The organism is Actinophytocola sp. (assembly GCF_035942955.1).
Taxonomy (GTDB): domain Bacteria; phylum Actinomycetota; class Actinomycetes; order Mycobacteriales; family Pseudonocardiaceae; genus DASYTH01.
Genome location: NZ_DASZCQ010000129.1, coordinates 1 through 11,646, shown reverse-complemented (window position 1 = coordinate 11,646; position 11,646 = coordinate 1). Strand labels below are relative to the sequence as shown.

15 protein-coding genes are annotated in these 11,646 nt (G+C 72.0%); 11 read left to right on the top strand and 4 right to left on the bottom strand.

Going from position 1 to position 11,646, the window contains the following annotated elements:
* Positions 1-4 precede the first annotated feature (4 nt).
* Together VGX25_RS12975 and VGX25_RS12970 are read right to left on the bottom strand one after the other, a co-directional pair.
* Positions 5-574, bottom strand: a complete 570-nt coding sequence (locus tag VGX25_RS12975; RefSeq protein WP_326917966.1) for an isochorismatase family protein — start codon at positions 572-574, stop codon at positions 5-7.
* A 129-nt stretch (positions 575-703) separates the two neighbouring features.
* On the bottom strand, positions 704-1,999 hold the full coding sequence (locus tag VGX25_RS12970; RefSeq protein WP_326917965.1) for a nicotinate phosphoribosyltransferase: 1,296 nt from the start codon (positions 1,997-1,999) through the stop codon (positions 704-706).
* A 31-nt stretch (positions 2,000-2,030) separates the two neighbouring features.
* On the opposite strand from VGX25_RS12970, the gene clpS reads away from it, so the two are divergent.
* The 6 genes from clpS to VGX25_RS12940 are packed head-to-tail and all read left to right on the top strand — an operon-like array spanning position 2,031 to position 5,526.
* Positions 2,031-2,330, top strand: a complete 300-nt coding sequence (clpS, locus tag VGX25_RS12965; protein WP_326917964.1) for an ATP-dependent Clp protease adapter ClpS — start codon at positions 2,031-2,033, stop codon at positions 2,328-2,330.
* Positions 2,331-2,897, top strand: coding sequence for a DUF2017 domain-containing protein (locus VGX25_RS12960; RefSeq protein WP_326917963.1), 567 nt, complete (start codon positions 2,331-2,333; stop codon positions 2,895-2,897).
* Positions 2,894-3,856 carry a P1 family peptidase gene (locus VGX25_RS12955; protein ID WP_326917962.1) on the top strand — a complete coding sequence of 321 codons (963 nt, stop codon included), beginning with the start codon at positions 2,894-2,896 and terminating at the stop codon, positions 3,854-3,856. The genes VGX25_RS12960 and VGX25_RS12955 overlap by 4 nt, the downstream gene beginning before the upstream one ends.
* A 9-nt stretch (positions 3,857-3,865) precedes the next feature.
* Entirely contained in the window at positions 3,866-4,273 is a 408-nt protein-coding gene (locus VGX25_RS12950; RefSeq protein WP_326917961.1) for a M67 family metallopeptidase, read from the top strand.
* Positions 4,274-4,293: 20 nt separating this feature from the next.
* On the top strand, positions 4,294-4,566 hold the full coding sequence (locus VGX25_RS12945) for a MoaD/ThiS family protein (protein ID WP_326917960.1): 273 nt from the start codon (positions 4,294-4,296) through the stop codon (positions 4,564-4,566).
* A gap of 9 nt (positions 4,567-4,575) precedes the next feature.
* A complete protein-coding gene (locus tag VGX25_RS12940) occupies positions 4,576-5,526 on the top strand; it encodes a cysteine synthase (RefSeq protein WP_326917958.1) in 951 nt (316 codons plus the stop codon).
* Positions 5,527-5,653: 127 nt separating this feature from the next.
* Here VGX25_RS12940 and VGX25_RS12935 read toward each other — a convergent pair whose 3' ends face one another.
* Positions 5,654-6,064 (bottom strand): MarR family winged helix-turn-helix transcriptional regulator, encoded by a 411-nt coding sequence (locus VGX25_RS12935; RefSeq protein ID WP_326917956.1) that lies wholly within the window; start codon positions 6,062-6,064, stop codon positions 5,654-5,656.
* A gap of 31 nt (positions 6,065-6,095) precedes the next feature.
* Between VGX25_RS12935 and VGX25_RS12930 the strand changes: the two genes are divergently transcribed.
* From VGX25_RS12930 to VGX25_RS12910, 5 genes are read left to right on the top strand one after another with little or no spacing between them, the layout of a single operon-like run.
* Positions 6,096-6,557 (top strand): SRPBCC family protein, encoded by a 462-nt coding sequence (locus tag VGX25_RS12930; protein ID WP_326917955.1) that lies wholly within the window; start codon positions 6,096-6,098, stop codon positions 6,555-6,557.
* 46 nt (positions 6,558-6,603) lie between these two features.
* A complete protein-coding gene (locus tag VGX25_RS12925) occupies positions 6,604-8,286 on the top strand; it encodes an MFS transporter (protein WP_326917954.1) in 1,683 nt (560 codons plus the stop codon).
* 10 nt (positions 8,287-8,296) lie between these two features.
* Positions 8,297-8,956 carry a rhomboid family intramembrane serine protease gene (locus tag VGX25_RS12920; protein WP_326917953.1) on the top strand — a complete coding sequence of 220 codons (660 nt, stop codon included), beginning with the start codon at positions 8,297-8,299 and terminating at the stop codon, positions 8,954-8,956.
* Positions 8,953-9,756: a glutamate racemase gene (gene murI / locus VGX25_RS12915; protein ID WP_326917952.1), complete on the top strand. Its 804-nt coding sequence runs from the start codon at positions 8,953-8,955 to the stop codon at positions 9,754-9,756. Before VGX25_RS12920 ends, murI begins: the two co-directional genes overlap by 4 nt.
* Positions 9,757-9,792: 36 nt before the next feature.
* The gene (locus VGX25_RS12910) at positions 9,793-10,563 is read left to right on the top strand and encodes an MBL fold metallo-hydrolase (protein WP_326917950.1); all 771 of its coding nucleotides are present in this window, start codon (positions 9,793-9,795) and stop codon (positions 10,561-10,563) included.
* Here VGX25_RS12910 and VGX25_RS12905 read toward each other — a convergent pair.
* Positions 10,454-11,530 (bottom strand): lysylphosphatidylglycerol synthase transmembrane domain-containing protein, encoded by a 1,077-nt coding sequence (locus tag VGX25_RS12905; RefSeq protein WP_326917949.1) that lies wholly within the window; start codon positions 11,528-11,530, stop codon positions 10,454-10,456. The two genes, VGX25_RS12910 and VGX25_RS12905, sit on opposite strands and share 110 nt — an antisense overlap.
* Between the last annotated feature and the right edge of the window lie 116 nt (positions 11,531-11,646).

Genomic DNA, 11,646 nt, shown 5'->3' with positions numbered 1-11,646 from the left:
GGACTCAGCCCACCCGGGGCGCACCCGCCAGCCCGACCTCGGCCGCCCGCAGCTCGGCCACCGCCGAGTCCACAGTGGACTGTGCGACGCCGGCCGTCAGGTCCAGCAGCACGGTGGTGGCGAAGCCCGCCCGTGCGGCGTCGAGCGCCGTCGCCCGCACGCAGTGATCGGTGGCGATCCCCACCACGTCCACCGCGGAGACGTCGTGCGCGCGCAGCCAGTCGGCCAGCGACCGGCCGTCCGGCGCCGACCCCTCGAACCCGGAGTACGCCGCCGCGTGCGCGCCCTTGGAGAACACCGCCTCGATGCCGGCGACGTCCAGCTCGGGATGGAACGACGCGCCCGGCGTGCCGGCCACGCAGTGCACCGGCCAGGACTTCACGAAGTCGGGCGTCCGGCTGAAATGGTCGCCGGGATCCACGTGGTAGTCCCGGGTCGCGACCACGTGGTCGTAGCCGCCGCGCCCGATGTGCCCGCTGATCTCCGCCGCCACCGCCGCCCCGCCGACGACCGGCAGCGAGCCGCCCTCGCAGAAGTCGTTCTGCACGTCGACCACGATCAGTGCCTTGCCCACGGCCATCCCTCCTGTGACATTCAGGGTGAGGGCTGCCCTGGTCACACTACTTTCCTTTGTTGGCCGGCGGTTGCGTATGTCCGGCCACTCGGGCGGACCTCGGGCCCGCCCTCGCTAGGTCGGAAGCCCTCACTGGTCCACGTGCACGGTCGGGATGGCGGGCTCGCCGTGGGACAGCTTGAGTCCCTCCCACGGCAGGCTCACCAGGCCCTGCCGCACCCGCTGCCTACTTTCCTCCAGGGTGGGCGGGTCGGCCACCGGCTCGCCACCGCGCAGCAGCGGCACCTGCAGCCGCCGGTCGTGCTCGCCCGGCTCCGGGTCCGTCCCGCCGACCACGTAGACGACCTCCTCCAGCGCGGTGCCGGTGGACTTGTGCCGCCGGATCGCCGCCTTGCGCCCGCCCCTGGACTCCTTGTGGGAGCTGCGTTTGGCCACCGGCCGGCCGTCCACCTCGACCAGCTTGTAGATCATCCCGGCGGTCGGCGCGCCGGAGCCGGTGACCAGCGAGGTGCCCACCCCGTAGGCGTCCACCGGCTCGGCCCGCAGCGCCGCGATCGCGTACTCGTCCAGGTCCCCGGACACCACGATCTTGGTGTTCCGCGCGCCGAGCCGGTCCAGCTGCTCGCGTGCCTGCCTGGCCAGCACGCCGACGTCGCCGGAGTCGATCCGGATCGCGCCGAGCTCCGGCCCGGCCACCTCGATCGCCGTCTCGATCCCGCGGGTGATGTCGTAGGTGTCGACCAGCAGCGTCGTCATCGTGCCCAGCTGCTTGACCTGCGCGGTGAACGCGGCGTGCTCGCTGTCGTGCAGCAGGGTGAACGCGTGCGCGCAGGTGCCCGCGGTCGGGATGCCGTGGGAGCGGCCGGCCTCCAGGTTCGAGGTGCTGGCGAACCCGGCCAGGTAGGCCGCGCGGGCGGCGGCCACCGCGGCGTCCTCGTGCGTGCGCCGGCCGCCCATCTCGATGATCGGCCGGCCGTTGGCGGCGCTCACCATCCGGGCCGCGGCCGACATGATCGCGCTGTCGTGGTTGAAGATCGACAGCACCACCGTCTCCAGCAGCACGGCCTCGGCGAACGTGCCGCGCACCGTGAACAGCGGTGAGCCGGGGAAGTACAGCTCGCCCTCCGGGTAGCCGTCCGCGTCGCCGTGGAAGGCGTAGTTGGCCAGCCAGTCCAGCGTGTCCGGGTGAACGATCCGGTTCTCGGCCAGCAGGCGCAACTCGTCCTCGCCGAACCGGAACCGCTGGATGGCGTCCAGCACGCGCGCGGTCCCGCCGACGATGCCGTACCGGCGCCCGGCCGGCAGCCGGCGGGCGAACACCTCGAACACGCACTGCCGCTGCGCGGTACCGTCGGACAACGCCGCGTCGAGCATGGTCAACTCGTAGTGGTCGGTCAGCAAAGCCGTGCTGGTAGGTCCCCGCATGACTGGAGCCTAGACATGCCAGTATTGAGGTATGTCTACGCCTGTCGAGCAGAAAGATTCACAGGTTGAACCCACCTCTGCCGACCTCCCGGTCGAGGACAGGCCCTGGCAGACCATCGTCTGGAACGACCCGGTCAACCTCATGTCGTACGTGACCTACGTGTTCCAGAAGCTGTTCGGTTACAGCCGCGACAAGGCGACCCAGCTGATGCTGGACGTCCACCACAAGGGCAAGGCGATCGTCTCCTCAGGATCGAAGGAGAAGGTGGAGGGCGACGTCGCGCGGCTGCACGCGGCGGGTCTGTGGGCGACCATGCAGCACGAGTCCTAGGTGAACGGCTGGCGGCGCTCGGGCGCCACGGTTATGGCGCAGCTCGACCGGCACGAGGCGGCCGTGCTGCGCGGTCTGGTCGCGCAGATCGACGACATGCTGCGGGCCAGGGCGGCCGAGGCGCCGCGGGACGAGCTGGCCGAGCTGACCGGCATCCGCACCGGGCCGGCCACCCCGCCCGACGACCCGATCCTGTCCCGGCTGCTGCCCGACTTCCACCGGCTCGACGACGACGCGCCCGACCAGGCCGACGTCGACTCGGCCGCGGCGCTGCGCTCGCTGCACGAGCCGGAGCTGCTCGACGCCAAGACCGGGGTGGCCGGCCTTGTGCTGCGCACCTGCCCGGAGAACGGCGGGAAGGTCCGGCTGTCGCTCGAGCAGGCCGAGGGCTGGCTGTCCGCGCTCAACGACGTCCGCCTCGCGCTGGGCACCGCCCTCGACGTCACCGAGGACATGCCCGACGAGCTGCCCGCCGACGATCCCCGCGCCCCGCACCTCGGCGTGTACCACTGGCTGACCTGGATGCAGGAGAGCCTGGTGCAGGCGATCGCCGGGGACGACATATGACCGGTCGCCACGACGCGATCACCGACGTCGACGGCGTGCGGGTCGGGCACCACCAGCGGATCGGCGACGGCTGGGCCACCGGCACCACGGTGATCCTCTTCCCGGAGGGCACGGTCGGCTCGGTCGACGGCCGCGGCGGCGCGCCCGGCACCCGCGAGACCGATCTGCTGCGCCCGGAGAACCTGGTGCAGCAGGTGGACGCGGTCTGCCTGACCGGCGGCAGCGCCTACGGGCTGGCCGCCGCCGACGGCGTCATGCGCTGGCTGTCCGAGCACGACCGGGGTTTCCGGGTGGGCGTCGAGCCGCACGAGGTGGTGCCGATCGTGCCGGCGGCCGTTCTGTTCGACCTGCCCCGCAGCGCCTGGGGCAACCGGCCGGACGCCGAGTTCGGCTACCGGGCCTGCGTGGCGGCGACCGACGGACCGGTCGAGCGGGGCTGCGTCGGCGCCGGCACGGGTGCCAAGGTGGGCTCGCTTAAGGGCGGCCTCGGCACCGCGAGCGTCGAGGTGGACGGCTTCACGGTCGGCGCCCTTGCCGCGGTCAACGCCATGGGGGAGTACGTCGGCCTGCCCGAGGGTTGGGCAGACCCACAAGCTCGCGGCTTGAACACCACGATCGGCGTCGTGGCGGTCGACGCCGAGCTGAGCAAGGCCGAATGCCTGCGCCTGGCCATGTCCGCCCACGACGGCCTCGCCCGTACGGTGCGTCCGGCGCACTCGATGTTCGACGGCGACACGATCTTCGCCGCCGCCACCGGGGCCCGCCCGCTCGTGCCGGCCGACGCCCCGCTCGCCCCGATGGCCCGCGCCGCCGCCCTCGACGGTTTGTGCACCGCCGCCGCGGACGCCTTCGCCCGCGCCATGGTCAACGGCATCCTCGCCGCGACCTCGTTGCCCGACCTGCCCGCGTACCGCGATGTGCGGTTCTCACAGCGTGGGACGGATCAATCCAACCTCTAGGATGGAACCGTGCAGTTACGCCGTGATCTGGTCGAGGCGATCGTGGCGCACGCCCGCCGTGATCATCCGGACGAGGCGTGCGGCGTGATCGCCGGTCCGGCCGGATCGGATCGGGCCGAGCGGTTCATCCCGATGGTGAACGCGGCCCGGTCGCCGACGTTCTACGAGTTCGACTCGACGGACCTGCTCAAGCTGTACCGCGAGCTGGAAGCCAACGACGAGGTGCCGGTCGTCATCTACCACTCGCACACGGCGACCGAGGCCTATCCGTCCCGGACGGACATCTCGCTCGCCGCCGAGCCGGACGCCCACTACGTTCTGGTGTCCACACGCGACCCGGACGACTACGAGCTGCGGTCCTACCGGATCGTCGACGGCGTCGTCACCGAAGAGCCCATCGACGTGGTCGAGTCCTGACGCCCCAACGGAGGTTCTACATGGCCGTCACCGTCTCCATCCCGACCATTCTGCGCACCCACACCGGTGGCCAGAAGACGGTCGCGGCCACCGGGAGCACGCTGGCCGAGATCATCGACAACCTGGAGGCCACGCACGGCGGACTCAAGGCGCGCCTGGTCAAGGAGGGGTCGCTGCACCGCTTCGTCAACGTCTACGTCAACGACGAGGACGTCCGGTTCTCCGGCGGCCTGGACGCCAAGGTGTCCGACGGCGACACGGTGACGATCCTGCCCGCCGTAGCCGGGGGCTGACCCGAACCCGTGGCGCGCTACGACTCGCTGCTCGACGCGCTGGGCGACACGCCGCTGATCGGCCTGCCCCGGCTCGCCCCGTCGGCGAGCGTGCGACTGTGGGCCAAGCTCGAGGACCGCAACCCGACCGGGTCGATCAAGGACCGCCCGGCCCTCGCCATGATCGAGGAGGCCGAACGCGACGGCCGGCTCTGGCACGGCGCCACCATCCTCGAGCCCACCTCGGGTAACACCGGCATCGCGCTGGCCATGGCGGCCAAGCTCAAGGGCTACGGCCTGGTCTGCGTGATGCCGGAGAACACCTCCGAGGAGCGCAGGGCGCTGCTGCAGGCCTACGGCGCGCGGATCGTGTTCTCCCCGGCCGCGGGCGGCTCCAACGAGGCCGTGCGCCGGGCCAAGGAGCTGGCCGAGGCCAACCCCGACTGGGTCCTGCTCTACCAGTACGGCAACCCGGCCAACGCCCGCGCGCACTACGAGTCCACCGGCCCGGAGATCCTGCGCGACCTGCCGACGATCACGCACTTCGTGGCCGGCCTCGGCACCACCGGCACCCTCGTCGGCGTCGGCCGCTACCTGCGCGAGCACAAGCCCGACGTGCAGATCATCGCCGCCGAGCCGCGCTACGGTGAGCTGGTCTACGGCCTGCGCAACCTCGACGAGGGGTTCGTCCCCGAGCTCTACGACCCGGAGGTGCTCACCGGCCGCTACTCCGTCGGCTCCTACGACGCCCTGCGCCGCACCCGCCAACTCCTGGAGACCGAGGGCATCTTCGCCGGCATCTCCACCGGCGCCATCCTGCACGCCGCCCTCGCCGTCGCCGAAAAGGCCGCCGGCGCCGGCGAAACCGCCGACGTCGCCTTCATCGTGGCCGACGCCGGCTGGAAGTACCTGTCCACCGGCGCCTACAGCGGCACCCTCGACGAGGCCGCCGCCCGCCTCGACGGCCACCTCTGGGCCTAATGCCCCCACTTCCTGTGGACAACCGGTCCCGGCCCGGCGTGTCTCGCCTTCGGGAAGCCGTGTTCCGCCTTCGTGCAGCCGGGTGACGCGTTCCCGTCGCCGACCTCGCCGGAGCCCTGCGTGACGATCAGGATTCGGCCGCTTCGGCCAGTCGTTCCAGACCCTCCAGCAACGCCCTGCGGGTATTCCGGTCGAGCTTCGCCATGGCCTTGGCCAGCGCGTCCGGTCGCAGCACCGTGTCCCGCTCCACGGTCCGCCGCCCCTTGGCCGTCAGCTTGATCGCCAGCCGGCGCTCGTCGGCCGGATCCCGCGCCCGCTCCACGAATCCCCGCGCCGCCAGGCTTTTGATCAGCACTGAGGTGGTGCTCTTGGGCAGTCCCAGGTGCCCGGCGAGCCAGCTCAGCGCCACCCCGTCACCGACGACGTGGTGCAGCACCTGCCGCTCGTGCTGGCTCAGATCCGGGTCGTCCGGACGGTTGAGCGCACCCCAGATCCGACGGTACAGTCTCTCGAAACGTTCAGGGTCTGAACTGTTCATCCTGTGCACATCATATCCCGAGGAGGCATGCGTGATCGAGATTGTCCGGGAGGCGCGCGTCGACGCGCAGGTGGACAAGGTCTGGGAGATCGTCTCGGATGCCGGCCGCGCGCCGGAGTGGTTCACCTTCGCCGAGCGCGTCGAGGTGCGCTCGGGCACCGGCGTCGGCCAGCTGCGCACCCAGCACGGCCGGTGGGGGAGCAAGCACGCCGAGGTCGATCAGGAGATCACCGGCTACGAGCCGAACCGGCTGCTCGCCTGGCGGCACGTCGCCGAGCGCCTCGACGGCAAGCCGGCGCCCAGGTTCGCCGAGTCGACCGAGTTCCGCATCGAGCTCGAGCCGGACGGCGCGGCCACCACCGTCCGCCTGCGCAGCCGCCAAGAGCCGGCCGGCGCGATCAAGGGTCTGGTCATGAAGCTGTTCGGCACCAAGGACGTGGCCCGCGGCATGGAGCGCTCGCTGGACCGGCTCACCAGCCTCCTGCGCACGTGACCGGCGCTCAAGCGCAAGTTCCTTGCGGACGCGGACAATCGGCCCAATGGGACATCCCGCACCGCCCCGAACGGCCGACCCGACCGCCGATCCGAGGCGCTGGGTATCGCTGACCGTCGTGCTCTCCGGCGCGTTCATGATCCTGCTCGACGCCACGATCGTGAACGTCGCGATCCCGTCCGTCCAGCTCGACCTCGGCGCGAGCTACGGGTCCGTCGAGTGGGTGGTCAGCGGGTACGCCCTGACGTTCGGCCTGTCCCTGATTCCCGGCGGCCGGCTCGGCGACCGCTTCGGCTACCGCCGGCTGTTCGTGCTCGGCATGCTCGGCTTCGTCACCGCCTCGGCCCTGTGCGGCATCGCCCAGACCCCCGGGCAGCTGATCGCGGCCCGGGTGGCGCAGGGCGTCGCGGCCGGACTGATCAACCCGCAGATCGTCGCGATCATCCAGGTCGGGTTTCCGCGGCACGAGCGGGGCCGGGCGTTCTCGCTGTACGGCATCGTGGCCGGGGTGTCGGTGGCGGCCGGCCCGCTGCTCGGCGGCCTGCTCGTCCAGGCCGACGTCGCGAGCCTGCTCTGGCGGCCGATCTTCCTGATCAACGTCCCGATCGGGGTGGTCGCGGTGCTCCTCGCGGCCCGGCTGCTGCCGCCGACCCGGGGGCGCGGCGGCGCGCTGGACGGCGTCGCCGTCGTCCTTGTCGCCCTTGCCCTTTCGCTGATCACCGTCCCGCTCATCGAGGGCCGCGCGGCCGGCTGGCCGGCCTGGACGTGGCTGTGCCTGGCCGCCGCGGTGCCGGTCGTCGCGCTGTTCGTCCGGTGGGAGCTGCGCCGGATCCGTAACGGCCAGGCGGTGCTGTTCGACCTGCGGCTGCTACGGATCCGCTCGCTCGCCGCCGGCGCCGCGATCGGCCTGACCTACTTCACCGGGTTCATCGGGCTGCTGTTCATGCTGTCCCTGCACCTGCAGCTCGGGCTCGGCCGGTCGGCGCTGGCCGCCGGGCTGATCCTGACGGCGTTCGCGGCCGGTTCGGTGATCGGCGGCGCGCTGTCGGACCGGGCGCACGCCCGCCTCGGCCGCGGCGTGCTGCTGCTCGGCTCCGGCCTCGCGGTCGCCGGCACGGTCGGTGTGATCATCACGGTGGCGCTCACGCGGTCCGGCGCGGCCCTGATCCCCGCGCTGTTCCTGGTCGGTCTCGGCAACGGCTTCACGATCGCGCCCAATGTGGACATCGCGCTGGAATCGGTGCCCAAGCGGGAATCCGGCTCGGTGGCCGGCCTGGTGAACACCGCCCAGCGGATCGGCAACGCGCTCGGCATCGCCATCGTCGGGGTCGCCCTGTTCGGCGCGCTCGGGTCGCACGCGGCCGCGGCCGCCGGAACCGCCACCGACGACCTGCGCCGCGAGCTGGTCACGGCCGGCGAAACTTCAGAGGCGGTCGACGCCGCCGTCGCGCGGTTCACGCACTGCTACGTCACCAGGGCGGGCTCCGTGGACCCGACCGTCGCCCCGCCCGGGTGCCCCACCGGCGAGGGCGCCGACGCGTTCACCAGGGCCGCCGCAATCGCCGAGGCCGACAACTTCAGCCGGGCCACCCGGGTCGCCTCGTGGTGGGCCGCCGGTGCGGTCGCGCTCACGTTCCTGCTCGCGTTGCTGGCTCCGGCCCGCCGCCGTCGCGACCCGGGGGCAACATCAGGGGTTTCACCTGATTCCGCGGTCGGGGCGGCCACGTAGCCTCGGTGACGTGGACACATTGCCAGCCAAGCCGGTGAGCACGGCCGTACACCGGATCCTTCCCGCCAACGCCAAGCAGGCGGCCATCGTGGTCGCCGGGTTCACCGCGTTGCTGTATCTGATCGAGCTGATCGACGTGGTGCTGCCGGCGGACCTCGACCAGTTCGGCATCGTGCCGAGGTCGCTGTCCGGGTTGGACGGGATTGCCTGGGCGCCGTTGCTGCACAGCGGTTTCGGCCACCTGCTCGCCAACACGCTGCCCGTGCTGATCTTCGGTTTCCTGGCCATGGCCGGCGGGTTGGGCCGGTGGATCGCGGTGACGCTGACGATCTGGCTGGTCAGCGGCGTCGGCGTGTGGCTAACCGGTGGCGACGGGGTGACCGTCGGCGCGTCCGGCCTTGCGTTCGGCTGGCTGGCCTTCCTGCTGGTGCGCGGCATCTTCACCCGCAGCGTGCTGCAGATCGGCGTGGCCGCGGTGCTGTTGCTGTACTGGGGCGGCATGCTGTTCGGGGTGCTCCCCGGTGACCCTGGCGTCTCCTGGCAGGGTCACCTGTTCGGCGCGGGGGCCGGGGTGCTGGCCGCCTGGCTGGTGGCCATGGCCGGCCGGCGCGCCGCGAGCCGGACCGCCGCGGCGCCGGATCCGGTCGTGCCCGGGGGTATTGCCGAGTGAGCCCGGACGCACCGATCGGGGTGTTCGACTCCGGCGTCGGCGGCCTCACGGTCGCGCGCGCGATCGCCGACCAGCTGCCGGGGGAGCGGCTGCGCTACGTCGGCGACACCGCCAACGGTCCGTACGGCCCGCTGCCGATCGACCAGGTGCGCAAGCACGCGCTGGCGATCGCCGACGAGCTGGTCGCCGGCGGAGTGAAGCTGCTCGTCATCGCGTGCAACAACGCGTCGGCGGCGTGCCTGCGGGACGCGCGGGACCGCTACGACATCCCGGTCATCGAGGTGATCGTGCCCGCGGTGCGCCGGGCGGTCGGGGCCACCCGCAGCGGCCGGATCGGCGTGATCGGTACCAGCGGGACCGTCCGCTCCGGTGCGTACCAGGACGCGTTCGCCGCGGCCAGGGACGTCGTGGTCACCGCAGCCGCGTGCCCGCGGTTCGTCGACTTCGTCGAGCGGGGGATCACGTCGGGCCGGCAGGTGCTCGGGCTCGCCCAGGCCTACCTCGAGCCGCTGCAACAGGCCGATGTGGACACTGTGGTGCTCGGCTGCACGCACTACCCGTTGCTCACCGGCGTTCTGCAGATCGTGCTCGGCGACGCCGTGACGCTGGTGTCCAGTGCGGAGGAGACCGCAAAGGACGTTGTGCGCGTGCTGACCGAGCGCGACCTGCTCGCCGAGCCGGGCACCGAACCGGTTCAGCACGAGCTGCTGGCCACCGGTCCCGCCGAGCCCTTCGCCCGCCTCGCCCGCCGGTTCCTCGGGCCCGACCTCGGTTCCATGACTCCCTTGATGCGAACGTGATCCCGGAGTCGAGGTGGATATGTCACGCTGTGCACCGTGTTGTTGACCGTGCTCGGGTGCTCCGGCAGCGCCCCCGGACCCAACGCCCCGACCTCGGGCTACCTGCTCGAAGCCGGCGGCTTCCTGCTCGGGATCGAGCTCGGCACCGGCACCCTCGCGGCCCTGCAGGCGATCCGCGATCCGTTCAGTCTGGACGCCCTGCTGTTCTCGCACCTGCATCCGGACCACTGCTCGGATTTCGCCGGCCTCACCGTGCTGCGCCGCTACCACTCGGCGCCGTCGCGGGATCCGCGGGTGAACCCGCTCCCGGTGTACGCGCCCAGTGAGGCGCCCAGCCGGTTCACCGCGGCGTACAGCCCGGACGAGGCCGACCGGCTGCAGACCGATCTGTCCGATGTGTACACCTTCCACCCGTTGTCGCCCGGGAGTGTCCATATAGGACCGTTCGAGATCACCGTGATCCGGGCCAACCATCCGCCCGAGTCGTACAGCTTCCGCATCTCGCACGGCGGCCGCTCGTTCGTCTACACGGGAGACACCGGACTGTTCGACGGGCTGGTCGATCTAGCGTCCGGAGTGGACGTTCTGCTCGCCGAGGCGTCCTGGACCCACGCCGACGACCGGCCATCCGGGCTGCACCTGTCCGGCAAGGAGGCGGGGGAACTGGCCAAGCGATCCGGTGCCGCCAGGCTCCTGGTCACACACGTGCCGCCATGGACCGAGGCCGAAGCGGTGTTCGCCGAGGCGCGGGCGGAGTATCCGGGGGACGCGGTGCTTGTTCGGCAGGGCGCGTCGTATCCGATCTGACCGGGCGGCGGCGCAACACCAGCCAGCCGATGAACCCGGCCGGGATGATCAACCAGCAGGACAGCAGCCGGTAGGCCAGCACCGTCGCCGCGGCCGCCGCCTCACCCGCTCCCGCCGACACCAGCCCGGCGAGCAAGCTCACCTCGATGACCCCGATCCCGCCCGGGGTCAGCGGCACCTGCCGCACCACCTGCACGGTCAGGTACACCGCCCCGATCGCGACCAGGTCCACCGGCAGCCGAAACGCCCGCGCCGCCGCGGCAAGGCACAGCAGATCGGTCGACCAGTTCGCCATCGCCGCGCCCAGCGCCAGCACCCAGTGCCGGGCCCCGACCGACCTGGCCTCCCCGATCGCCTCCACCACCGGCCGCAACATCCGCGGCGCCCGCCCCAACAACCCCGGCCCCCCGAGCCGCCTGTCCCGCGCCGCAAGCGGCGGCCAGACAAGGAAAACCGCCAGCACCACCCCGGCCACCACCATCGCACCCGCCGCCTCCACCACCGCCGGATGCTCCTGCCACGCGGCGACCATCCGCACCGCCACCGCCCCCAACGCCCCCGTCACGTACAGCAGCACCAGCGCGACCAACGACACCAACCCGGACAGCACCATCACCGTCGCCGCCGCCCGCCGACTCGCCCCGTCAACGCGAAACTGCCGAAACGCATACGCCGCCGACACCGCCGACCCCGCCGGCACCACGATCGCGATCGCCGACCGGCTGTACGCCAGCGCCAACGCCCGGTGCCGCGCCACCCGCACCCCGAACGCCCCAAGCAACCGCCGCTGCTGCCGCGCAAACATGGCCATCGACACGGCCTCGGCCACCACCGCCACGCCCAGCCACCGCACATCGGCCACCCGCAACGACTCCGACACCGCCCCCACCGAAGGCAACCGCTCCCGCAACGCCAGCACGGCAACCCCCAACCCGACCCCGACCCCCACCCAACGCAACCCCCGCACCCTCCACACCCCGCGCGCCACTCCACCGACACGCCCACGCACCGTCATGTCCCCACCCCCGCCCCGATCCCGAGCCGGCCCGGTCCCCGCAGATCCCACACCCCGCGCCCCACCCC